This window comes from Homoserinimonas aerilata, from assembly GCF_006716125.1.
Classification (GTDB): Bacteria; Actinomycetota; Actinomycetes; order Actinomycetales; family Microbacteriaceae; genus Homoserinimonas; species Homoserinimonas aerilata.
Genome location: NZ_VFOM01000001.1, coordinates 407,415 through 432,140 on the forward strand (window position 1 = coordinate 407,415; position 24,726 = coordinate 432,140).

At 66.7% G+C, this 24,726-nt stretch carries 18 protein-coding genes; 12 read left to right on the forward strand and 6 right to left on the reverse strand.

Annotation, left to right across the window (positions count from 1 at the left end):
- Positions 1–139 precede the first annotated feature (139 nt).
- Both FB562_RS01925 and FB562_RS01930 read right to left on the reverse strand, forming a co-directional pair.
- Positions 140–886, reverse strand: coding sequence for a CPBP family intramembrane glutamic endopeptidase (locus tag FB562_RS01925; protein WP_425459821.1), 747 nt, complete (start codon positions 884–886; stop codon positions 140–142).
- A gap of 74 nt (positions 887–960) precedes the next feature.
- The gene (locus FB562_RS01930; RefSeq protein WP_141879597.1) at positions 961–1,383 is read right to left on the reverse strand and encodes a thiol-disulfide oxidoreductase DCC family protein; all 423 of its coding nucleotides are present in this window, start codon (positions 1,381–1,383) and stop codon (positions 961–963) included.
- A gap of 293 nt (positions 1,384–1,676) precedes the next feature.
- On the opposite strand from FB562_RS01930, the gene FB562_RS01935 reads away from it, so the two are divergent.
- The 7 genes from FB562_RS01935 (at position 1,677) to FB562_RS01965 (ending at position 11,612) form a co-directional block, all read left to right on the forward strand.
- Positions 1,677–3,281, forward strand: a complete 1,605-nt coding sequence (locus tag FB562_RS01935) for a peptide ABC transporter substrate-binding protein (RefSeq protein ID WP_141879598.1) — start codon at positions 1,677–1,679, stop codon at positions 3,279–3,281.
- 124 nt (positions 3,282–3,405) lie between these two features.
- Entirely contained in the window at positions 3,406–4,335 is a 930-nt protein-coding gene (locus tag FB562_RS01940; RefSeq protein WP_141879599.1) for an ABC transporter permease, read from the forward strand.
- Complete coding sequence (locus tag FB562_RS01945) at positions 4,325–5,284, forward strand: ABC transporter permease (protein WP_141879600.1); 960 nt, start codon at positions 4,325–4,327, stop codon at positions 5,282–5,284. The genes FB562_RS01940 and FB562_RS01945 overlap by 11 nt, the downstream gene beginning before the upstream one ends.
- The gene (locus FB562_RS01950; RefSeq protein ID WP_141879601.1) at positions 5,281–7,005 is read left to right on the forward strand and encodes a dipeptide ABC transporter ATP-binding protein; all 1,725 of its coding nucleotides are present in this window, start codon (positions 5,281–5,283) and stop codon (positions 7,003–7,005) included. Before FB562_RS01945 ends, FB562_RS01950 begins: the two co-directional genes overlap by 4 nt.
- A 133-nt stretch (positions 7,006–7,138) precedes the next feature.
- Positions 7,139–8,956, forward strand: coding sequence for an ABC transporter substrate-binding protein (locus FB562_RS01955; RefSeq protein ID WP_185740422.1), 1,818 nt, complete (start codon positions 7,139–7,141; stop codon positions 8,954–8,956).
- A gap of 100 nt (positions 8,957–9,056) precedes the next feature.
- Positions 9,057–10,964, forward strand: a complete 1,908-nt coding sequence (gene typA, locus FB562_RS01960; RefSeq protein ID WP_141879603.1) for a translational GTPase TypA — start codon at positions 9,057–9,059, stop codon at positions 10,962–10,964.
- A 198-nt stretch (positions 10,965–11,162) separates the two neighbouring features.
- Entirely contained in the window at positions 11,163–11,612 is a 450-nt protein-coding gene (locus FB562_RS01965) for a carboxypeptidase-like regulatory domain-containing protein (protein WP_141879604.1), read from the forward strand.
- 165 nt (positions 11,613–11,777) lie between these two features.
- Here the strand turns inward: FB562_RS01965 and efeB are convergent, their stop codons facing one another.
- From efeB to efeU, 3 genes are all read right to left on the reverse strand, one after another.
- On the reverse strand, positions 11,778–13,049 hold the full coding sequence (efeB, locus tag FB562_RS01970) for an iron uptake transporter deferrochelatase/peroxidase subunit (RefSeq protein WP_141879605.1): 1,272 nt from the start codon (positions 13,047–13,049) through the stop codon (positions 11,778–11,780).
- A 31-nt stretch (positions 13,050–13,080) separates the two neighbouring features.
- Entirely contained in the window at positions 13,081–14,271 is a 1,191-nt protein-coding gene (gene efeO, locus FB562_RS01975; RefSeq protein WP_141879606.1) for an iron uptake system protein EfeO, read from the reverse strand.
- A 63-nt stretch (positions 14,272–14,334) separates the two neighbouring features.
- A complete protein-coding gene (gene efeU, locus FB562_RS01980) occupies positions 14,335–15,213 on the reverse strand; it encodes an iron uptake transporter permease EfeU (protein ID WP_141879607.1) in 879 nt (292 codons plus the stop codon).
- Positions 15,214–15,294: 81 nt separating this feature from the next.
- Between efeU and FB562_RS01985 the strand changes: the two genes are divergently transcribed.
- From FB562_RS01985 to FB562_RS02000, 4 genes are all read left to right on the forward strand, one after another.
- On the forward strand, positions 15,295–16,443 hold the full coding sequence (locus FB562_RS01985; protein ID WP_141879608.1) for a PIG-L family deacetylase: 1,149 nt from the start codon (positions 15,295–15,297) through the stop codon (positions 16,441–16,443).
- 37 nt (positions 16,444–16,480) lie between these two features.
- The gene (gene fdxA / locus FB562_RS01990; protein WP_141879609.1) at positions 16,481–16,810 is read left to right on the forward strand and encodes a ferredoxin; all 330 of its coding nucleotides are present in this window, start codon (positions 16,481–16,483) and stop codon (positions 16,808–16,810) included.
- Positions 16,811–16,894: 84 nt separating this feature from the next.
- Entirely contained in the window at positions 16,895–18,196 is a 1,302-nt protein-coding gene (locus tag FB562_RS01995) for a citrate synthase (protein ID WP_141879610.1), read from the forward strand.
- 265 nt (positions 18,197–18,461) lie between these two features.
- On the forward strand, positions 18,462–22,475 hold the full coding sequence (locus FB562_RS02000; protein ID WP_185740423.1) for a beta strand repeat-containing protein: 4,014 nt from the start codon (positions 18,462–18,464) through the stop codon (positions 22,473–22,475).
- A gap of 130 nt (positions 22,476–22,605) precedes the next feature.
- Here the strand turns inward: FB562_RS02000 and dapD are convergent, their stop codons facing one another.
- Entirely contained in the window at positions 22,606–23,544 is a 939-nt protein-coding gene (gene dapD, locus FB562_RS02005; protein ID WP_141879612.1) for a 2,3,4,5-tetrahydropyridine-2,6-dicarboxylate N-succinyltransferase, read from the reverse strand.
- Positions 23,545–23,600: 56 nt separating this feature from the next.
- Between dapD and dapE the strand changes: the two genes are divergently transcribed.
- Entirely contained in the window at positions 23,601–24,698 is a 1,098-nt protein-coding gene (dapE, locus tag FB562_RS02010; protein ID WP_141879613.1) for a succinyl-diaminopimelate desuccinylase, read from the forward strand.
- Positions 24,699–24,726 lie beyond the last annotated feature (28 nt).

The window sequence follows — 24,726 nt, forward strand, 5'->3', positions numbered from 1 at the left end:
ACGCTGGGGGACACTCTAAGGGCGACCCCCGAACGAGTGTCAAGTATTTTGTGGTCTGCGCACCGATATTCCGGTTTGAGCGTGCTTGCTGGTCGAGGGGGTGCCGTCTACGGCGCCCGTCTCGAGACCTGCCCCCGCCCTACCCCGCCGGCAGCGCGAACAGTTCGGGGAACGCCCCGGCCGCCCACGGGTAGCCGATGAACACGGCTGCGTCGATGGCGACGTGCGCGACGATGAGTGGCAGCAGGCGTCCGTATCTGCTGAACAGCCAGCCGAACAGGATGCCCATGGCCACGTTGCCGACGAAGGCCCCGATGCCTTGGTACAGGTGGTAGCTGCCGCGGAGCAGCGCGCTGCCGAGGATGATCTGCCAGCGCCCCCAGCGCAGGTCGCCGAGCCGCGCGAAGAGGTAGCCGACCGCTATGAATTCTTCGACGACGCCGGCACGGATGGCGGAGAGCAGCAGTACGAGCACGGTCCACCAGTGCGCGTCGAGGGCGGTGGGTACGACGGTGACGGTGAGGTCGAGGGCTTTGCCGGCGAAGTAGAGGGCGAGCCCGGGCACGCCGATGGCGAGGGCGAGGCCGACTCCGCCGAGTGTGTCATGCCATGGCCGGCGCAGGTCGAGGCCGAGTCTGCCGAGGTGCGGGCGGCTTGCATTCCATAACAGGAATACGACGAGCGCCACGGGCATGAGGTCGAAGAACACGCCGAGAACCTGGTACACGAGGTCGAACAGTGGCCGCGGGCTGAGCGAGGTGTTCAGCGTTGCGGTCTGTTGCGAGAGCGTTTCTTCGCGGGTGAGCCGGTTGACGATGGCGACGATCGAGTAGACGGCGGATGCCCCGAGTGAGAGCCCGAGCACGATTCCGATCTCCGCCCACAGTCGCCGCCGGCCACGGCCTGCGACGAAGGCGAGGTCGCCGGACGCGCCCGGTCGGGGCGTTGGCTCGTGGCCGCTCACTCGGCCAGGGGGCGTCGTACCGCGCAGGCGGGGGTGCCGCCGGGCAGTCGGTGCCGGTAGCGGGCGACGAGGGCGTAACCTCCGGCGGCGGCGAGGGAGAACGGCGGGGTGCGTAGCATCCAGCCGAGCAGCCGCAGGGCGAACGATGGCTGGTGACGCAGCAGTGCGGACACGGCGAGGTGGCCACCGTATTGCCGCCCGATTCCGCCGCGACCGGGCGTGATGAGCCAGACCCGCTCGGATGCTTCGGCGGGCGTCAGACCGTACTGCTCGAGCTCGAGGAACTGCCAGGGGGTGGCTTCCGGCATCGCGGGGAGGTTCTTTTCGAGCCACCGCACCGCGGAGGTGCAGAATCCACAGTCTCCGTCGAAGATCAGGAGGGAACCCTTGGTGGTTGTCGACAAATCGCTCCGCGCCATGCTCCGATGCTACGCGGTGTTTCTTGCACGAGACCCATGGTGAGCCCGGCTTTCACGCAGCTTTATTGCATCCGACGCAATGATCTCGCGTAGGCATGTCGAGGACACCACCTAAGCTCTGTTTATGTTGCAGTCATGTAAGTTTTTTGTCTTGGGTTTCACTCTGAGCCGAATTGGTGCTTAGGGTACAGAACACAGAACACCGGGATGCTCACAAGCAGACTGGTTGAAGCCTGCCTCGGCGGACATCATCGACGATGGCGGACAGGTCACTTTTGCACTGGAGGTAAAAATTGAAGATCAGACGTATTGGGCTGGGCGCGACTGCGCTCCTCGCGGCGGGAGCACTGGTGCTCACCGGCTGCGCGAGCGGTGGCAGCGGCGGCGGAGCTGAGAGTGGTGTCATCACCACGAACGGCAGCGAGCCGCAGAACCCGCTGATCCCCACCAACACCAACGAGACTGGTGGTGGCAAGATCCTCGACGCGATCTTCGCCGGCCTGGTCTACTACGACGGCGAGGGTGCCCCGCACAACGACGTCGCCGAGTCCATCGAGACGGATGACGCCCAGACCTACACGGTCACCATCAAGGATGGCCTGAAGTTCACCAACGACGAGCCCGTCACCTCGGACTCCTTCATCGACGCGTGGAACTATGGCGCGCTGCTGAGCAACGCCCACAACTCCAGCTACTTCTTCGAGGACATCGAGGGCTTCAGCTGGGACGAGGACAGCGAGCTCACGGGCCTCAAGAAGGTCAGCGACACCGAGTTCACGATCACGCTGACCCAGCCGCTCGCGGACTTCCCGCTGCGCCTCGGCTACTCGGCCTTCTTCCCGCTGCCCGCTTCGGCGTTCGACGACATGGATGCCTTCGGCGCCAACCCCGTCGGCAACGGCCCGTACATGCTCGACGGTGAGGGCGCCTGGAAGCACGACGAGAAGATCGACCTCGCGGTCAACCCCGACTACGACGGCGGACGCAAGGCCAAGAACGACGGCCTCTCGATCGTCTTCTACGCGAGCCAGGACGCGGCATACGCCGACCTGCAGGGTGAGAACCTCGACGTGCTCGACGCGATCCCCTCGGCTGCACTCGGTACGTACCAGAGTGACCTCGGCGACCGCTGGGTCAACCAGCCCGCCGCGATCTTCCAGTCGTTCACCATCCCGGAGCGCCTCGCGCACTGGGGCGGCGAAGAGGGCAAGCTGCGCCGTGCCGCACTGTCGATGGCCATCAACCGTGCCGAGATCACCGAGGTGATCTTCCAGGACACCCGCACCCCGGCATCCGACTTCACCTCCCCGGTGATCGACGGATGGAGTGACTCGCTCAAGGGCGCCGAGGTTCTGGCGTACAACCCCGAGGAGGCCGTGAAGCTGTGGGCCGAGGCCGACGCCATCTCCCCGTGGGAGGGCGAGTTCCAGATCGCGTACAACGCAGACGGCGGCCACGCCGAATGGGTCGACGCGGTGACCGACAGCGTCAAGAACACGCTGGGCATCGAGGCGTCGGGTGCTCCCTACCCGACCTTCGCCGAGGCTCGCACGCTCATCACGAGCCGTGAGATCCAGACCGCGTTCCGCACCGGATGGCAGGCCGACTACCCGGGTCTGTTCAACTTCCTCGGCCCGCTCTACGCGACCAACGCCGGCTCGAACGACGGCGACTACTCGAACGCCGAGTTCGACGCGCTGCTCAAGCAGGGCTCGACGACGACGGACATCGCTGAGGCGAACGGGCTGTTCCAGCAGGCGCAGGAGATCCTGTTGCAGGACCTCCCGGCCATCCCGCTCTGGTACTCCAACGTCAACGGCGGCTGGGACAAGGATGTCGAAGGCGTTACCTTCGGCTGGAACTCGGTGCCGCTCTACTACGAGATCACCAAGGGTTAGCACGCCGTAACATGGGGGCGGTGGCGTTTCGCCACCGCCCCCATGCACGAGCGCGCACGGATGGCAATACATCAATGACACGTACAGACACACGACTCAGCAATGAAGCTCGGGAGGTGTAGGGATGCCCAGATACATCATGTGGCGCTTCCTGCAGGCCATCCCAGTCTTCCTCGGAACAACGTTCCTCATCTACTTCATGGTCTTCGCCATGCCAGGCGACCCCCTGCTGGCGCTCTTTGGTGACAAGACCCCCAACCCGGCGGTGCTGGAGCAGCTCCGCGAGCAGTACCACCTCAACGAGCCCTTCATCGTGCAGTACTGGTACTACATGACGGGTCTGTTCCAGGGCGACTTCGGCACGGCGTACTCGGGTGAACCGACCACCGAGATCCTGGCCCGCACCTTCCCAGTCACGATCAGGCTCGCGGTCCTCGCGCTCATCTTCCAGTCGGTCGCCGGAATTGCCGTCGGCCTCGTCTCCGGGCTGCGCAAGGGCGGAATCTTCGACTCGAGCTTCCTCATCATCAGCCTCGTGTTCCTCTCGCTGCCGATCTTCGTGATCGCCTTCGTCGCCCAGTTCGTATTCGGCATCCAACTCGGCTGGGCCCGTACGACCGTGGGATCGGGGGCCCCGCTGCAGGACCTCATCATGCCCGCCATCGTGCTCGCGACGGTGAGCTTCGCGCAGATCGTGCGTCTCACCCGTTCCTCCGTGATCGAGACGCAGCAGCTCGACTTCGTGCGCACCGCATACGGCAAGGGCCTCAGCCGCGGCCGGGTCATTCCTGTGCACATCCTGCGCAACTCGCTCATCCCCGTGACGACCTACATCGGCACGGACTTCGGTGTTCTGCTCGTCGGCGCGACCGTCACGGAGGGCATCTTCAACGTGCCCGGCGTCGGCCGCACGCTGTACCAGGCAATCATCCGCGGCGAGGGCCCGACGGTCGTGTCGTTCGTGACCGTCATGGTGCTCATCTATCTGCTCGTCAACCTCGTCGTCGACCTGCTGTACGCCGTACTCGACCCCAGGATCCGCTATGTCAAGTAACACGCCATCCGGGCGTCGGCCCGGTCATTTCGTCGCCCCCCTCGAGGAGACGCCGCTCGTCGCGATCGACAGCGTCAACATCGACGAGAAGCGCAGCAACCTCTGGCTGGACGCCTGGCGCGACCTGCGCAAGCGCCCGATGTTCTGGATCTCCTCCGCGCTCATCCTGCTCATCGTCATCGTCGCGCTCTTCCCCAGCTGGTTCACCCAGCTGGCTCCGAACAGCAACTGTTTTCTGGCCGTCAGCAACGACGGCCCCACGGCGGGGCATCCGCTCGGCTTCACGAAGCGTGGCTGCGACGTCTTCGCCCGCATCGTCTTCGGCGCCTCGACGTCGATCTCGGTCGGGATGATCGTCATTCTGATCACCACCACACTGGGCCTCCTGGCGGGTGCGATCAGCGGCTTCTACGGCGGTTGGATCGACGCGGTCATCTCTCGCGTCGGTGACATCTTCTTCTCGATCCCGTACATCCTCGCGGCCGTCGTCGTCATGTCGGTGCTGAGCAGGTACCGCAGCGTGTGGGTCCTCTCGCTCGCGATCGGCCTGTTCGCCTGGCCCGTCGTCGCGCGCGTGCTGAGGTCGGAGATCCTGAGGGTCAAGCAGTCGGACTTCGTGATGGCGGCGGAGGCGCTCGGCGTCTCGCGCTTCCGCATCCTGCTCAAGCATGTGCTGCCGAACTCGATCGCCCCCGTCATCGTCATCACGACCCTGTCGCTCGCCGGTGCGATCGTCGCCGAGGCGACCCTGTCGTTCCTCGGTGTCGGCCTCGGCAGCTCGACCATGTCCTGGGGTCTTGACATCAGCGCGGCGCAGAACGATCTGCGAACCAACCCGATGACGTTGATCTATCCGTCGATCGCCCTGTCCGTCACGGTGTTCGCCTTCATCATGCTGGGAGAGTTGCTGCGCGACGCCCTCGATCCGAAGGCGAGGGCCCAGCGATGAGCGCGACCGAACCACTGCTCGAGGTCAAGGATCTGCACGTCGGATTCCAGACCGCAGACGGCCTCGTCCCCGCCGTCAACGGAATCGACTTCACGATCATGCCCGGCGAGACCGTCGCCATCGTGGGGGAGTCCGGCTCCGGCAAGTCGACGACGGCGCACGCCATCATCAACCTGCTGCCCGGCTCCGGCCGCATCACCGGCGGCCAGGTGCTCTTCGAGGGCCGCGATCTCACCACGCTGGGGCGGCGCGAGATCGAGGATGTTCGGGGCCGCCTGATCGGCATCGTGCCCCAGGACCCGATGTCGAACCTGAACCCCGTGTGGAGCGTCGGGTTCCAGGTCGAGGAGACCATCCGTGCCAACGGCATCGCCACGGGCCGCAAGGAGGTCAAGGAGCACGCCATCCGCGTGCTCAAGGAGGCCGGGCTCGCCGACGCCGAGACACGCATGAAGCAGTTCCCGCACCAGTTCTCGGGCGGGATGCGCCAGCGTGTGCTCATCGGAATCGGCCTGTCGTCGCATCCGAAGCTCCTGATCGCCGACGAGCCGACCTCGGCTCTCGACGTGACGGTGCAGCGGCAGATCCTCGATCACCTGGGCACGCTCACAGGCGACGCGGGCACCGCCGTGCTGTTCATCACGCACGACCTGGGCCTCGCCGCGGAGCGCGCCGAGAAGCTCATCGTCATGTACAAGGGCAAGATCGTCGAGGCCGGCCCCTCGGTGGAGCTGCTGCAGAACCCGCAGCACCCCTACACGCAGCGCCTTGTGGCCGCAGCGCCGAGCCTCGCCTCACGTCGCATCCAGGCGTCGTCGCACGACCTCGCCACGCTGGACTACCACGCGACGGGTGCGACGGAGGGTTCCGATCTGATCGCGGCGGGCGAGGAGCGCGCGCAGCATCAGGTGGCGCAGACGGATGCCGAGCCGGCGATCGTCGTAGACAAGCTCACCAAGGTGTTCAAGATCCGTGGGGGCAAGGGCGGCGCGAAGGAGTTGCGGGCCGTCGACGAGGTCTCGTTCTCGATCCCGCGCGGCACGACGATGGCGCTCGTGGGGGAGTCGGGTTCCGGCAAGTCCACGGTCGCCCGCATGCTGCTCAAGCTGGAGACGGTCACGAGCGGGTCCATCCGCATCGGCGGAACCGACATCGCCGGCATGAACCGACGCCAGCTGTTCTCGCTGCGCAGCCGCATGCAGCCCGTCTTCCAGGACCCGTACGGTTCGCTCGACCCGCTGCGCAGCATCGGCAGCACCATCGCCGAGCCGCTGGTGACGCACAAGGTGGGAGATCACGCCTCGCGCAAGGCGCGTGTGCTGGAGCTTCTCGAGCAGGTCGCCCTGCCCTCGACGCTCATCTCGCGCTACCCCAACGAGCTCTCGGGAGGCCAGCGGCAGCGCGTGGCCGTGGCGCGGGCGCTCGCGCTCAAGCCCGAGATCGTCATCCTGGATGAGGCCGTCTCGGCGCTCGACGTGCTCGTGCAGGCGCAGATCCTGCAGCTGCTCGCCGAGCTGCAGTCGGAGTTGAACCTCACCTATCTGTTCATCACGCACGACCTCGCGGTGGTGCGCGTCATCGCCGACCATGTCAGCGTCATGTCGAAGGGCCGCATCGTCGAGTCCGCAACGACCGACGAGGTCTTCGACAACCCGCGCGAGCAGTACACGCGCGAGCTTCTCGACGCCATCCCCGGCGCCGGGATCAAGCTCGGCATCTGAGCAGTCGGCGCTCCGGCGTCATCCGCAGTTCGCAGCCGCTGAACGCACAGCCCTCGTGCCCACCGCACGGGGGCTGTGTGCCGGATGCCGTTCACACGGCGTTCAGGAGCGCGCCGGTACCATGGTGGGTCGGATGGGCAGATCGAAGGAGGATGTTCTGAGGCGGTCAGGTGCGATTGCCGCGGCCGCGGCACTTCTTCTGCTGCTCTCGGGATGCGAGGCCGGTTCCCTCGTCGTCGAAGGCAGCTCGGTGACGGTCGCCGTCAGCGATGGTTTCACCTCCTACAACCCCAATACGGGCTACGGAAGCGCCGTGCCGAGCAATGCGAGCGTCGTCGCGGCGACGAACTCCTCGTTCGTCTCCTACGACGCCACGCCCGAACTCGTGCCCGACGAGTCCTTCGGCAGCTACGAGGTCGTCTCGCAGGAGCCGTTCGCCGTGCGGTACACGATCGCCGACGGTGTGCGCTGGTCCGACGGAGTGGAGGTCGACGGGGCCGACCTGCTGCTGTCGTGGGCGGCGAACTCGACCGTGCTCAACGCATCCGACTTCGACGCATCCGAGTACATCGACGCGCGTACGGGCGAGTTCACCGATGAGTTCCCTGCTGACGTCGTCTGGTTCGACGGGTACACGGCGGGCGGACTGCAGCATGCCACCGCCGTTCCGAAGATCTCGGGCCGTTCGATCACGCTCGTGTTCGACCGCTTCGTGCCCGACTGGCAGCTCATGTTCGACGTCGGCCTGCCCGCGCACGTGGTGGCGGCCAAGGCGCTCGGTATCGACGATCCTGGCGAGGCGAAGCAGGCCCTCATCACGGCGGTGACACAGCGCGACAAGAAGCGCCTCGCCCCGCTCTCGCGCGTCTGGAACTCGGCGTTCAACTTCACCGAGACCCCGGATGATCCGGCACTGCTGGTGGGGAACGGGCCGTACACGGTCACCGAGATCGTCGCGGGCGACCACCTCGTGCTCACCGCGAACCCCGAATATCGGGGAGCGCACAGGCCGACGATCGCCGAGGTGACGGTGCGCTTCATCGCCGACCCGCTCGAGGCGGTCGGCCAGCTCGGCAGCGGGGCCGTCGACATCGTGGGGCCGCAGCCGACCGTCGACGTGATCAGCGCGCTCGACGCGCAGTCGGGCATCCGCATCTCGCACGGCGACGACGGCTCATTCGAGCAGCTCGAACTGCAGCACGACAAGAGCATGAACGGGGCCATCGAGGATGCGCGGGTGCGGCAGGCGCTGCTGCTCACGGTTCCGAGGGCAGACATCGTCGACGAACTGGTGCGCCCCCTGCAGCCGGACGCCCGCCCGCGGCTCTCGCATGTTCTGATGCCCGGCCAGGATGGCTACGAGGATGCGGCAGATGCCGAGGGGCCGGCCGCCTACGACACGGTAGACGTGCGGGCGGCGAAGAAGCTGCTGGCGGAGGCCGCCGCCGACGACCCGGCTCTCGCGAATCCTGTTGTGTGCGTTCTGTACGACCCAGCCAATCCGCGCCGCAGCGCCGAGTTCGGGCTCATCCGGGAGTCCGCCGCGCTCGCCGGCATCAGGGTGAGCGACTGCGCGAGCCCCGACTGGCGCAACCTGCTCGGCAACCCCGGCGCCTACGACGCGGCGCTGTACGGGCTGCACGTCGACAACCTCTCCGGAGAGTCCGTCGACGCGCGCCTGCGCTCAGACTCGTCCATCAACAGCAGCCACATCGCAGACCCAGAGCTCGACGAACTGCTCGACGGGCTGCTCGTTGCCGAGGGGGCTGCGCGCACCGGAATCCTGCTGGAGATCGACGCCCTGCTGTGGGCTGAGGGCTACGGGATGCCGCTCTACCAGTTCCCCACAGTGACGGCTGTGAGTGACCGCGTGGCAGGGGTCGAGCGCTCGCCGTTCGCCCCGACCGTGCTGTGGAATCCGTGGGAATGGGAGCCCGCCACAGCCGAATAGTCGAGGCGGTATTGCATTGCAGCGTACACTTGCCGTGTAGGGCACCCTTGACGGCGCCCGATTCCCTCTTCCCAACTCTCTCTTCGAGGACACTACTTCTATGGCAATTGCCACCCGCTCCGACCTGCGAAACGTCGCGATCGTCGCCCACGTCGACCACGGCAAGACCACCCTGGTCGACGCAATGCTGCGCCAGACGAACTCCTTCGCCGACCACGCGCACCTCGAGGAGCGCGCGATGGACTCGAACGAGCTCGAGCGCGAGAAGGGCATCACGATCCTCGCCAAGAACACGGCGATCTCGTACAAGGGCAAGCACGCCACCGACGGCCCCGTCACCATCAATGTCATCGACACCCCCGGCCACGCCGACTTCGGTGGTGAGGTCGAGCGAGGCCTGAGCATGGTCGACGGCGTCGTTCTGCTCGTCGACTCCAGCGAGGGCCCGCTGCCGCAGACCCGTTTCGTGCTGCGCAAGGCGCTCGAGGCGAATCTGCCCGTAATCCTGGCCGTCAACAAGACGGACCGACCGGATGCCCGCATCGACGAGGTCGTCAGCGAGTCGCAGGATCTCCTCCTGGGTCTGGCGAGCGACATGGCCGACGAGCACCCCGACCTCGATCTCGACGCGATCCTCAACGTTCCCGTCGTCTACGCATCCGGACGCAACGGCGCCGCGAGCTGGAACAAGCCCGCGAACGGCGAGCTCCCCGACAACGAAGACCTCGAGCCGCTGTTCGACGCCATCCTCAAGCACGTTCCCGCCCCCGTGTACGACGATGAGCACCCGCTGCAGGCCTGGGTCACCAACCTCGACTCCTCGCCGTTCCTCGGCCGCCTTGCGCTGCTGCGCGTCTTCCAGGGCACGATCAAGAAGGGCCAGACGGTCGCCTGGGTCAAGAAGGACGGCACCGTCTCGAATGTGCGTGTGACCGAGCTCCTGATCACGAAGGCCCTCGACCGCTACCCGGCCGAGAGCGCCGGCCCCGGTGACATCGTCGCCGTCGCAGGATTCGCCGACATCTTCATCGGTGAGACCCTCGCCGACCCGGATGATGTGCGCCCGCTGCCGACCATCACGGTCGACGACCCCGCCATCTCGATGACGATCGGCACCAACACCTCGCCGCTCATCGGCAAGATCAAGGGCCACAAGCTCACCGCCCGCATGGTCAAGGACCGTCTCGACCGTGAGCTTGTCGGCAACGTCTCGCTCAAGCTCGTCGACATCGGCCGCCCCGACGCGTGGGAGGTCCAGGGCCGTGGAGAGCTCGCGCTCGCCATCCTCGTCGAGCAGATGCGTCGCGAGGGTTTCGAGCTGACCGTCGGCAAGCCTCAGGTGGTCGTCAAGCAGATCGACGGCAAGGTGCACGAGCCCTTCGAGCACCTCACCATCGACAGCCCCGATGAGCACCTCGGCGCGATCACCCAGCTGCTTGCCGCCCGCAAGGGCCGCATGGAGGCCATGGCGAACCACGGCACCGGCTGGGTTCGCATGGAGTTCATCGTCCCGTCCCGCGGCCTCATCGGCTTCCGCTCCGAGTTCATGACCACCACCCGCGGTGAGGGCATCGCCAACGCCGTCTCGCACGGCTACGAGCCCTGGGCCGGCGAGATCACGACCCGCGTCAACGGCTCCATCGTCGCCGACCGCGCCGGTGTCGCAACCCCGTTCGCGATGACGGCTCTCCAGGAGCGCATGTCGTTCTTCGTCGAGCCGACGCAGGAGGTCTACGAGGGCATGGTCGTCGGCGAGAACTCGCGCGCCGATGACATGGACGTCAACATCACCAAGGAGAAGCAGCTCACCAACATGCGCCAGTCGACGTCTGACGTCTTCGAGCGCATGACGCCGTCGCGCAAGCTGACGCTCGAGGAGTGCCTCGAGTTCGCCCGCGAGGACGAGTGTGTCGAGGTGACGCCCGAGTTCGTGCGCATCCGCAAGGTCGAGCTCGATGCCAACGCGCGCGCCCGCAAGACCTCGCGCCTCAAGAAGCAGAACGCGTAGTCTCCCCAGTTCGAGTCCCCGGCCACTTCTTGGCGGCCGGAGGCTCGAGCTGGGCACTTATATTTTCCCGCGGAGGAACTCTCGACATCGGTTGCCCACGGTCACCGTCACGCTGGCCTTGCTTCGTCATCAGACAATGCCCCTATGCGAACGAGGTTGTAAGCGCGTGAAAAATCCCTTAAGGCACGAATCGGCCGAGTGCTCGCTCTCGGACTCAGCGCGGCGATGATGAGTGCGCTCGCACTCGTGGGCGCAGCACCGGCCGTAGCCGCCGGTGAACGATATGTGATCGCCGGCACCGTCAACACACCGGATGGAACCGGCGCTTTCGTTCCGCTGGACGGCGTGGAGGCATCTGTCAGCTTCACGGAGCCGGGGTCGAGCGGAAGCCGTTACAGCACCACGAGCGTTGCCGACGGCACATTCGAGTTCACCAGTGTGGGCAACAGCTTCCCGGCCGGTGGGTACACCGTCGAGTTCGCCCTCGAGGGCTATTGCACCGTGTCTGTCCCCGCCGTGATCGTCGACCAGAATGTGACGCTCGCACCCGTCACCCTCTTTCCGCTCATGGTGCCTGGGACCGTCACCATCTCGGGCGACCCCGTTGTCGGTACCGTGCTGACCGCATCCACCTCGGCCTGCCGGTGACCGGCGCCGACGTCACCCTGCCGGTGACGATCGCGTCGATCCTGCTGCTGCGCGGTGCGGGCCTGTTGTTCGCACGTCGTCGTTTCTCGGCCAACGCCTGAGAAGTCGAACAGTGTGAGGGGGTGTGGCCGGTGGCCACGCCCCCTCCGTCGTTCACGCCGGGGCTCAGTGCCCGAACAGCCCATCTCCGATGGACTCGCCCTCACGGCAGCCGGGTGGCACGGCGAAGATGCCCGAGCCGACGTGCCGCACGTATTCGTTCATGCGGTCGTCTCTGGCCAGGCTGAGCTGCACGGGAACGAACTGGGTGCGCGGGTCGCGTTGGAAGCAGATGAAGAAGAGGCCCGCATTGAGGCGGCCCAGTTCGTCGTTGCCATCGACGAAGTTGTAGCCGCGGCGCAACATGACGACTCCGCCGTTGTTCGACGGATGCGCGAGGGCGACATGCGAATCCGGTGCGATCAGGGGGCTGTCGCCGCGCCCGGTGAGCGCGAAGTCCGGCTCGCTGAACTCGGTGCCGCCGCTGAGCGGGGCGCCCTCGCCCTTGGTGCGACCGAAGACGGTCTCCTGCTCGCGCAGGGAAGCCCGGTCCCAGGTCTCGATCGTCATGCGCATCCGGCGGGCCACCATGTATGAGCCGCCCGCCATCCACGCAGGGCCGTCACCCTTCTCCGCCCAGACTGCTGCGCCCGTTGTGCTGTCTTCGGCGCGCGGGTTGGCTGTGCCGTCCTTGAAGCCGAAGAGGTTGCGCGGTGTGGTCTGTCCGCGCGTCGTGGAGGAGGTGCGCCCGAAGCCGAGCTGGGACCATCGCAGGCTCGCCCGGCCGAATGCCATGCGGGAGAGGTTGCGGATGGCGTGAACGGCCACCTGGGGGTCGTCGCTGCAGGCCTGAACGCAGAGGTCGCCGCCCGTCATCGACTCGACGAGCGCGTCTCCGGCGAAGTGTGGCAGATCGATGAGAGCGTCGGGTCGACGCCCACCGAGCCCGAAGCGGTCGTCGAACAGTGATGGGCCGAAGCCGAAGGTGATGGTGAGCCCGGCAGGGGGCAGGTCGAGGGCCTCCCCGGTGTCGTCGGGTGGGGCGTCGTAGGGCCCTGACGTGGGCCCGTAGCTGCCTGCTCCGAGCCCCGCGGTCATGCGGGCGGCGGCGAAGGTCCAGTCGGCGAGCAGCTCGGCCAGTTCGCTTCGTGTGATGTCGGCGACGTCGAAGGCTGCGAAGTGCAGGCGGTCCTGCGCGGGGGTGATGATGCCGGCCTGGTGCTCACCATGGAACGGGTGGACGGACGCGGCGCCCGCCTGCTGCTGCGCTTCGAGCATCCGGGTGCCGGCCCAGGTGGCCCCACCGCCCACGACTGCTCCTGCTGCGGCCGCTCCGGCAAGGCCGAGGAGCCCGCGGCGGGAGATGCCGCCGACCGTTTCGGGGCCGTCAGTGCTCACGGTGCAAGGGGTGATTGCGCATGGGCCGACGCTACAGGACGAGGGATGCGGTCAGCATCGAGAGAGGCTCGGCGAGGGCGTTGACCTGATCGGAGAAGGCACGAATCTCATCAGGGGTGAGCTCGGTGTAAAGAGAGAAACCGTCGGCGACCTTCTGCACGTCGAGCAGCGACTGGAGTGCGTCGAATTCCGTGTCGAGACGATCGGCCAGCGTGGAGTCGCGTGCGACGAGGATGTCGCGTACGCCCTCGTATGCGACGCGGGCGCCATCAATGTTGGCCTGGAAGTCCCACAGATCCGTGTGCGACCAGAACTCCTCCTCGCCCGTCACCTTGCCTGACGCGACCTCGTCGAGTAGACCGATGGCGCCGTTGGTCTGCTGGTCGAGCGTGAACTCAAGGTCCTGGACCTTGTCGTACAGGGTGTGGGTGTCATCGACGAGTTGGGTGGCGAGGGCCTCTCGCCTGTTCTGGTCGTAAGCCTCGAAGCCGGGCTCCGCATCGGCGGGCCACAGGTCCTTCTCCATGGCGTGCCATCCGGTCCACTCCTGGCCCTCCTCCAGGTCTGCCTCCCGCAGGTCCATGCGCGGGTCGAGATCGCCGAACGACTCGGCGACGGTCTCGACACGCTCCCAGTGCACGCGGGTCGGCGCGTAGAGGGCCCGCGCCGCGTCGTCGTCTCCGGAGATGTAGGCCTCGGCGAAGTTCTCGGTGCCGGTCACGAGCGACTCGATCTGGTCCTTCACGTAGGCCTTGTAGTTGTCGGCTGCGGCGGCGACCTGCTCGCCGGCATCCCCGGCAACCGCGAAACTCGCGCCAGAATCGGTCACGGTGAACGCGGTGGCGCCGACGCCGTCGCCGATCATGCCGGGCTTGCACACGGTCGTGTAGCTGCCGGGGCGGGCCTGCACGACGAGGTCGCGGCTGATGCCGGGCCCGATGTTCTCGACCTCGCCGACGATGCGGAGGCCGTCTTCGGCGAGCAGATAGAACTCGGTGACCTGGTTGCCGTCGTTCTTCACGGTGAACACGACACTGCCACTCGGGGCCTCGACCGTCGAGACGTCGCAGGCGTCTGCGGTGCTTGAGACGGTGATCGCGGTCGCGCCCGGTGCGGTCGGGTCATTCGCCACGCATCCGCTCAGCAGAAGAAGAGCGGCGGAGCCTGCTCCCAGGATGGCAAGGGGGCGCGCGAGCGGGTGAGATGAGGTCAAGGTCGTCATGGGCTTCCTGATGCTGGATGGGCGGCGGTGGGTTGGCAGTCGAATGGTCGAGACGGGGGCGTGTCAGCGGAGCGGCGACGGGGTCGTGGCGAGCAGAGCGCCGTCGTCCTGCAGCTTTCGGCTGCGGGCGGCACCCCCGGAGTGCCGGCGGACGCTGGCCACGAAGAGGATGAAGACGGGGATGACATAGGCGAGCCAGACGGCGGCCTCGAGCCACGTGGTGGCAGGGGAGAAGTTGACGGTGCCCTTGAGGAGTGTTCCGTACCAACTGTCTGGGGGGATGATGGCGCTGACATCGAATGCGAGGGAGCGCAGTCCGGGCAGTACGCCCGCCTCCTGCAGATCATGCACACCATAGGAGAGCACGCCCGCCGCGACGATGATGAGGAAGCCCCCTGTGACGGTGAAGAAACGGCCGAGGTGGATGGTGACCACCCCTCGGTAGATGAGCCAGCCGAGTATGACCGCAGTGAGGATGCCGAGGGCGGCCCCGAGGGCGGGGTAGGTGGTCTCACCGGTCGCCTGTACCGCGGCCCAGATGAACAGGGCTGTCTCGATCCCTTCGCGGCCGACGGCGAGGAATGCGACCAGAACAAGCCCCCAGCCGGCGCCGTCGAGGTGGGTGTCGACCTCGCCGCGTAGCCGCCGGTTCATGCCGTGGGCTGTGCGGAGCATCCAGAAGATCATCCAGGTGACGAAGGCGGTCGCGATGATCGACAGTGTGCCACCGATGAGCTCTTGGGCTTCGAACGAGAGCCCGTAGGCTCCGAAGCTGAGTATGGCGCCGAGGCCGAGCGAGACGAGCACGGCGATGCCCACGCCCAGCCAGATTCGTGGCAGCACGTCGCGCCGGTCGATCTTCACTACGTAGGCAACGAGAACGCCGACGATGAGCGCGGCTTCAAGGCCTTCACGGAGGCCGATGAGATAGTTTGCAAGCACGGTTTCGCCTGACTTTGCTACGGATGTCCTACACCGATCTCCGGGAGGCGAAGGTAAGCCTAACCTAATAGAAGGGGTGCAATGCAAGTACATGGCGAGCACATTGTGTTCGTGCACGCCCACCCCGACGACGAGACGATCTCCACAGGCGGCACGATCGCCGAGCTCGTGGCGCGGGGCTCGGGCGTGACGGTGCTCAGCTGCACCCGGGGCGAGCGGGGTGAGGTCATCCCCGCCGAACTGCGGCACCTCGAGGGTGATGGGGAGCGCCTCAGCGAACTCCGCGAGGCCGAGCTGGCTTCTGCCATGCAGGCGCTAGGGGTCTCCGATCAGCGCTTTCTGGGCACGGCCGGTGCCCGGGACATCAGGCGGGAGCCTCGGCGCTACCTCGACTCCGGAATGGTGTGGGGTGACGATGGTAAGCCGAAGCCCCTTCCCGATGTCGATGCCCGTTCGCTCTGTTCTGCGCCGCTCGACGAGGTCATCAACGACATCCTTGCCGTCATCGAGGATGCGGGTGCGGATGCCGTCGTCAGCTATGACGCACACGGCGGGTACGGGCATCCGGATCATGTCAGAGCGGCCGAGGCCGCCAGGCTCGCGGCGGCGCGCGCAGGGCTTCCCTTCTATGAGATCGTCGAGCCGGGCGGCGACCCCGACATCGACGACGTGGTGGTCGATGTGGGGGAGCGCCTGCCGCAGAAGCGTGCGGCACTTCGGGCGCACACGACGCAGGTCACGGTGAGCGACGATGGCACTGCTTTCGCGCTGTCGAGCGGCCCGGAGCGCACTATCGCCGTGAGCGAGCGGTTCCGCTTCGTACCTGTGACGGTCGGGCGTGCGCCGGTTGCGAAGCAGGGCATCGCGACCCTCGTGGCCTCCTGTGTTGTCGCATCTGTTATCGGCGTGGTAGTCGGAGCGCTACTGACGGTGCACCACCAGCAGTCCCTGATGCTCGCCGGCGTGGCCGTGCCCGCCGGGGTGATCGTGGGTCTGGCGGTCGTCGCGGCACTGCTTGCGGGCATCCGCATCGTCTTCGACAATCGGGGCGTTGCGGCCTGCGCGGCCCTCGGCATCCTCGTCATCTCCTATGTCCTCGCGCAGCGCGGGCCGGGCGGCAGCGTGATGGTCCCCGCAAATGAGGCCGGTTACGTGTGGGCCTACGGGCCGGTCGTGGTGAGCCTGCTCGTGTTGGCGTGGCCCCGGCTTCGCCCCGCCGGTGAGCGGTAGGATTGGATTCCAGCACTTCGCCGAAAGGATCGCCGCCGTGACCTATGTCATCGCCCTCCCGTGCGTCGACGTCAAGGATCGTGCCTGCGTCGATGAATGCCCGGTCGACTGTATCTATGAGGGCGACCGGATGCTCTACATCCACCCCGATGAATGCGTCGACTGCGGCGCATGCGAACCGGTGTGCCCCGTCGAGGCGATCTACTACGAGGACGACACCCCCGAGGTGTGGGCCGACTACTACAAGGCCAATGTCGAGTTCTTCGACGACATCGGATCGCCGGGTGGCGCCGCCAAGGTGGGCGTCATCCACAAGGACCACCCGCTCGTCGCCGCGCTTCCTCCGCAGGTGACGGCAGCGCAGTAGCGGTTTTTATAGGGAAGCACCAAACGTGGAGCGCTTCCCTTATCGGTTGCGCCCCAAGCGCCCGGTGCCCTCTAGGCTGTATGTGTGAACGACGCTGCCAACATCAACGCCGAGAAGGCCACTCTCCATTACCCCGGAGGCTCCGCCGAATTCCCGATCCTTCCGAGTGTGGATGGGGCGCAGAGCATCGACATCTCCTCTCTGACGAAGCAGACGGGGTATACGACGCTCGACCAGGGCTTCGTGAACACCGCCTCGACGAAGAGCGCCATAACGTACATCGATGGCGATGAGGGCATCCTGCGCTATCGCGGGTATGCGATCGAGGACGTCGCCAAGAACTCGACCTATCTCGAGGTCGCCTGGATGTTGATCCACGGCAGTCTCCCCACCGCTGACCAGCTGGGAGAGTTCGAGGAGAAGATCCGCCGCCACACGCTTCTGCATGAAGACCTGCGCAGCTTCTTCTCGGCGCTGCCGAAGGATGCGCACCCCATGTCGGTGCTGTCGAGTGCGGTGTCTGCGCTGTCGACGTACTACGAGGACTCGCTCGACGTGCACGACCCTGAGCAGGTCGAGATCTCGACGATCCGTCTGCTCGCGAAGCTTCCGACGATCGCCGCCTATGCGCACAAGAAGAGCCTCGGCCAGGCGTTCCTCTATCCCGACAACAGCCTGAGCTTCGTCGACAACTTCCTCAAGATGAACTTCGGCAACATGGCCGAGGAGTACGAGGTCAACCCTGTCGTCAGCAAGGCGCTCGACCGCCTGCTGATCCTGCACGAAGACCACGAGCAGAACGCCTCCACGTCGACGGTGCGCCTGGTGGGGTCGACGGAGGCGAACATCTTCGCCTCCATTTCCGCGGGCATCAATGCGCTCTACGGGCCGCTGCACGGGGGTGCCAACGAGGCCGTGCTCAAGATGCTGGGTGAGATCAAGCGCTCGGGCGAGGGCGTGGAGAAGTATGTCGAACGGGTCAAGAACAAGGAAGACGGGGTGCGCCTGATGGGCTTCGGGCACCGCGTCTACAAGAATTTCGACCCCCGCGCACGGCTCGTGAAGGAGAGCGCTCACGAGGTGCTCGACTCGCTCGGCGTGAAGGACGATCTGCTCGACATCGCGATGGAACTGGAGTCTGTGGCGCTCGCCGATGACTATTTCATCGAACGCAAACTGTACCCCAATGTCGACTTCTACACGGGGGTCATCTACAAGGCCATGGGCTTCCCCACGCGGATGTTCACGGTGCTGTTCGCGATCGGCCGTCTGCCGGGGTGGATCGCACATTGGCGTGAGATGAACGACGACCCGAAGACGAAGATCGGCCGCCCACAGCAGCTGTACATTGGTGAGCCGGCCCGAGAGTGGCCCTCCGCCCGTTAGCAGAACCTTGGGGTTCCCTGTAACCCTTCTGCGTTCTTTCTGCCCCCAGTTGTGGGGCAATTTCGTGGTTTCTTCTTGGTGTTTCTTGCGGTCCGGGTGATAGTGGCCGTACCCCGATATGGGAACACGGCGTGGTCCAGCGTCTTGCAATATATCGGTGCAGCGGGAGGTCCAGACCATGCTGTTCGGGAATGCTGAGTCAACTGTTCGGCGCTCGCGGGACGTGGCCCCGGGGAAGCAAATCCCCCCGGCCAAGTCTCCCCAAGTGTTCCTCAGATTGGCAGCTTTGGGTGCCGCCCTGGCAGTCGTCGCCAGCGCGCTCGTAGCCGCTCCGGCCAGCGCATCCCCCGGGGTGACCGTCACCGCCGCTGATCTTGCATCGACCGGCCGAACGGGCAGCGCGGGATGGTGGGCCGACTACGACTCCTCGATGAGTGGCAGCCTCTCTGTGGGGACGGGTGGCCCCGGCGGCGCGCCGGCGCTGGGACTTCACATCGCAGACACGAGTTCCAAGGCCTACGTCTACAACAACTATCCCGCCGGTGCTCGCCCAACCGATGTTGCGCCGCTGCGCTCCGGCGCCAGCTACACCTACGCGGGCACGAACGTGAACTTCCAGATCGAGATGGTGTTCAAGCCTGTCGACCCCGCCTACGGTCCGAACCCTGACGACGCGTCGTCACCCGGCGAGACCTATTGCGACTCGGCCAACCGCTGGGGATTCACAGATGTGCCCGCGGACTGGTGCTACACCTCGATCAAGTGGGAGCCGCTGAACACGAGCGTCGGCTCATGGACGACCGTCGACCTCGCCGCAGATACGGCTGTCGACAGCGGCACCGGGACAGGCGGCTGGCGTACGAACAAGCGCATCGGCATCTGGGGCAAAGCTGGGAGCTTCTCCGGTAGCGGTACGTTCTCGCAGTATCTCGACCAGATCGAGTCGTACCAGGTCACCGCATTCGTTATCGGCACGGGGTCCGGCACTGCAGGACCGGTGACGGGCTGGGTGCGTGATGTGACTTTCGGCGGCACCGTCTATTCATTCGCGACGAGCCCCGCCGCCCCGACGATCGGCACGGCCTCGCTCAGTGACGGCCGCAACTTCACGGCGAGCTGGTCGGCGCCGACCTCGGACGGAGGCTCAGCGGTCACCGGATACCAGGTCAACCTCTACGACTCCGCGGGCGACGTTCTTGTCGACAGCGCGACCGTCGACGCGGCGACCACTTCGCACATTTTCACGGGTGACCCATCCGGCACCCTCTACGCGACCGTTCAGGCTGTCAACGCGGTCGGAACATCCGCTGCATCCGCAGCATCCGGCACCGTCGTTGTGCCCCCGCGAGCGATCACGGTCGGCGCGGGCGGGTACACGACGATCGCGGCTGCGCTCACGGCCATCGCACCGGGCGGGGTTGTGACGATCCCCGCCGGTGTCTATGTAGAGAGTCTGAGCATTCGTAAGCCTGTGACGCTTCAGGGCGAGCCGGGAACGATCATCCAGCAGCGCGCGAGCGGCGGTGCGAACAAGATCATCGACATCTACGGCGTCACCGATGTGACGTTGAGCACCCTGACGGTGCGGGCGGATGCGGGCAATGCGACGGCCGCGACCGGAATCGACATCAACAGTGCCCAGCGTGTGACGCTCGACCATGTCACCGCCGAAGGGCACAAGAAGAACGGTGTCGCCCTGACCGGAGACTGGTCGGCCGTCGACTCTGCGGCGACGACCCAGGATGTCACGCTCCAGAATGTGACCGCCAGCGGCAACGGTTGGGCCGGCATCGCCCTCTACACGCGCAACAACGCGGGCACCCTCGATGCGGCCATGACGGGCGTTCAGTTCGCCGGTACGACGACGGTCACCGGCAACCGTGTCGGCATCCAGTTCGGAGACAACGCCGACGAGCCCGCGGTCACGGGCACGAGCGGCGATTTCGTCTCGGTGGGCACGGTCGTCTTCGGCAGCAACTCCTGGAACCTGTTCGCGATGACGATGAGCGACATCAAGATCGACAGGGCCTCGACGATCGAGGGCCGCCAGGTCGTCGCCGCGGACTTCGAGGGCGCGGTCGACGTCGTTCCGCTGATCTCGACCACGACGACGGTGAACCTCTCCTCGTCTTCGGTGGTGCGGCGCAGTTCGGCGAACCTCGTCGCGACGGTGAGCCCCGCGGCCGCAGGCACTGTGACATTCCGCCGCGGTGGGGTCGAGCTCGGCACGAGCGCGGTCGCGGCCGGGCAGGCCAGCCTCTCGGCGACATTCGCGGATGCCCCCGGCGACTACTCCGTGACGGCCACCTTCGCGCCGACAGAACCGGGCGACTACGCCGGATCCGTCTCTGACGCCTCGACCCTCACGGTCACCGCGCCGACAGCGATCACGGTGGGCTCCGGCGGGTATACAACGCTGGCGGATGCTCTGGCCGAGATCGCGGCAGGCGGCACGATAACCCTGCCCGCCGGTGCTGTGGCGACGGGCACGACCGTGACGGTGTCGGTTCCGAATGTCACCCTGAAGGGTGCGAAGGCCGGAGTCGCCGCCGCAACGGGGCCGCGCAGTTCGGCCGCATCGAGCGGTGAGTCGGTGCTGGCGGCCATCGTCAGGGTCACGTCGGCAGGAGTCACGTTCGACGGCCTCGAGTTCGCGAACGCCGGAGGGCAGAACGTGCAGCTGATGGGCACGAGCAGTTCGGTGAAGATTCTGAACAGCCGCTTCACAGCGGGCACGCATGGCATCAGTGAGTACATCGGGGCATCCGGCGCGACGGTGCACGGCAACCTCTTCGCCGGTGTCACCCGCGGCATCGTGCTCGACCGTTCGGCCATCGACACGGCCACGACGGGCATGGCGGTCACCGGGAACACCTTCCGCGGGGTCCTCAACGGTGTGTCGTCGGCGGCGACGAAGACGACGGTCACCGGTAACTCCTTCTCCGAGTTCACCGGGCGCGCGCTCGGAATCTACGGTTCGGATGCCGTCATCAGCGGCAACACATTCGCCGTCGCCTCGGCGGCAGAGGCGGGCATCCGTCTGGTTGCCAGCTCAACGCACGACGCGCGCGGTGCGGTCATCACCGGCAACGTCTTCTCGGGTGCCGGGGACGCCATCCTGATCGACGCGGATGCCGATGCGCGGCAGGGCATGAGCGGCGCCTCGTCGGCGACAGGCAACAGCTTCACGGGCACCGGAATCTCGGTGCGCAACCTGGCCACCCCCGCATTCGCCGCGACGGGCAACTGGTGGAACGACAAGGCCGGATCTGCGGGCAAGACCGCGGGCGCGGTGAACACCACCGGATACCTCACCCCGAAGATCGCCTCCGCAAGTGTGACGAGCAACGACGTCGCCAACACGGTCACGAGCGTCGCCACCTCGTACCAGCTCGTCAACCCCGCAGGGGTGACGGTGACGGTCACGGGCGCGAACGCCCTGGCGATCGGCAACAACACGGTGCGCTTCGTGGCGACCCTCACGATCGCCGGTGCGAGCTACAGCGACACCTTTGAGCTCGGAGTCCGCAGGTCAGGCCCGCCCCCGGTGGTCATCCCGCCAGTGGTGCCTCCGGTCACGCCGCCTGTGATCCAGCCCACTCCGGCCCCGACTCCCACACCCACCCCGACTCCGCCGGTCACGCCGTCGCCCGTGCTGCCGGTCGTGGAAGCCGTCGTCCCCCCTGTGACGGTCGACACGCCGCCACCCGCCCAGACGACGGAGCAGACGGTGCTCACCGAGATCGGCGCGACGACGGTGGACCTTCTGGAGCGTTACGCCGCAGCGAACGGCGGGGCCACCCCGCCGCCGGCAGCTCAGGTGTTCACCTTCGCGGCGGGCAGCGAACCCGAGTCGGATGGTGCCTTCCTGAACGACAAGGCCTTCACGGCGAGCGTGCCATGGTCGGATGCCAGCGGAGACCAGTGGGTCGACGTGTGGGCGTACTCGTCCCCGGTGTTCATCGGAACATTCCCCGTCATCGACGGTGTGCTGCAGATCACGGGAGCCGACCTCTCGGCCCTCGGGGCTGGCGACCACCACCTCGTGATGGTGGGGCAGACATCCGGAACCGATCAGGTCGCGGCGATCTCCGTCGCCACGCCCACCGAGTCTGCGGTGCCGCCTGCCGCAGCAGCTGAGGGCAACGCCGTGACAACCGCACCGGAAGGAGACTCCTCGCAGCTCATGCCGGGCTGGCTGCTGTGGTCGCTGATAGCCCTCGTCCTGGCAATCGCCATAGGACTCACCGTGTTCGCGTCGACTCGTCGACGCGCCTGACCTCCGCCGTCACCGCGGAGTGCGCTCCCGGCCCAGCCCCCCCCGCGGCCGAGCGCGCTGAAGAAGGTGGCACCCCGCGTTCGGGTCGCGGGGTGCCACCCTTCTACATTTTCTGCGGGGCCGCCCGGCCTCAGGCGTGCAATGCCGCGTTGAGCTGGATGCCGGAGCCGCTGCGGGGCAGCACCTCGACGGCCCCGCTCATGGAGTTGCGGCGGAACAGCAGATTGGGAACACCCGAGAGGGCCCCAGCCTTGGTCGTGCGCGCCTCCCCGGAGCCGTCCACGACCACGAGCTTCGTGCCGGCGGTCACATAGAGCCCCGCCTCGACGACGCTGTCGTCGCCGATCGAGATGCCGATGCCGGAGTTGGCGCCCAACAGTGCGCGTGCGCCGACCGTGATGCGCTGCGTGCCGCCGCCGCTGAGGGTGCCCATGATGGATGCGCCGCCGCCGATGTCGCTGCCGTCGCCGACGACGACTCCCTGCGAGATGCGCCCCTCGACCATGGAGGTGCCGAGGGTTCCTGCGTTGAAGTTGACGAAGCCCTCGTGCATGACGGTCGTGCCGGGGGAGAGGTGGGCGCCCAGGCGCACCCGGGAGGCGTCGCCGATGCGCACGCCGACGGGGGAGACGTAGTCGAGCAGGCGCGGGAACTTGTCGATGCTGTGGGCGGCGATTCCGTGGCGCTGCAGCAGGGGGCGGAGACGCTCGAAGTCGTCCGGATGCACGGGGCCCGCGTTCGTCCACACGACGTTCGGCAGCTGGCCGAAGATGCCGTCGAGGTTGATGCTGTTGGGTGCGACGAGAAGGTGGCTGAGCAGGTGGAGGCGCAGGTAGGCATCCGATGTCGAGGCCGGCGCGGCGTCGAGGTCGATCTCGACGGTGACGAATTCGAGCCGCACGGCCCGGCGCTCGTCTTCGCCCGTGAGCTCCTCGAATTCGGTGGGCGCGATGTGGGGGTCGATGTGGGCGGGGCGAGCGCCCAGCTCGGGCGCGCGGAACCACGTGTCGAGCACGGTCCCGTCGGCGCTGATCGTGGCGAGTCCGTATCCCCAGGCTGGTGTCGTCATGTGCTCAAGATTACCGGGCCGGGCGGGGGCATCCGTCGGCCCCATATGCTGGAACGATGCTCCCGGATCCGACAGCAGTTCCCGTGCTCGACCTCTCCGCCGACTCGATCTCGATAACCCGCCAGCTGTGCGACATCGAATCCGTCTCGGGCAACGAGAAGGCAGTGGCGGATGCCATAGAAGCGGCCATGCGCGCCTGTGCACATCTCGAGGTCGAACGTGACGGCGACACCGTCGTCGCCCGTACGCGCCTGGGTCGCGAGAAGCGCGTCATCATCGCCGGGCACATCGACACCGTTCCGCTGAACGACAACCTGCCGACCCGCTTCGAGACGATCGACGGCATCGACTACCTGTGGGGGCGCGGCACCGTCGACATGAAGGCCGGCGTCGCGGTGCAGCTGAAGCTCGCGGTCGAGCTCACGGAACCACCCGTCGACGTGACCTGGATCTGGTACGACAACGAGGAGGTGTCGAGCGACCTGAACGGGCTCGGTCGTCTCGCCCGCAATCATCCGGAGCTCATCGTCGGCGACTTCGCCATCCTCGGCGAGCCCACGCGGGCCGAGGTCGAGGGCGGCTGCAACGGCACGATGCGCGCGGAGATCCGCACGAGGGGCCTGCGGGCGCATTCGGCCAGAGCCTGGGTCGGCCACAACGCCATCCACGATGCCGGCACCGTTCTGGCGACGCTCGCGGCCTATGTGCCCCGCGAGGTCGAGGTCGAGGGCCTCGTCTACCGGGAGGGCCTCAACGCCGTGCGCATCTCGGGCGGCATCGCCGGCAATGTGATCCCCGACGAGTGCGTCATCGAGGTCAACTACCGTTTCGCGCCCAGCCGCAGCGCGGCCGAGGCCGAACAGCACCTGCGCGAACTGTTCGACGGTCTCGAGCTGGTGGTCGTCGACAGCGCCGAGGGTGCCAGGCCGGGACTCGACTCGCCGCTCTCGGCCGGATTCCTCGCCGCGGTCGGCGGCGAGGCCGCGCCCAAGTACGGCTGGACGGATGTCGCCCGCTTCTCTGCGCTCGGCGTTCCCGCCGTCAACTACGGGCCGGGCGATCCGCTCAAGGCCCACGCCGACGACGAGCGCGTGGAGCTGTCACAGATCGTCTCCTGCGAACGGGGACTGAGAGCCTGGCTCGCCGGCTCATAGCAGGCATCCGGGGTTGTGGCAAGGATTC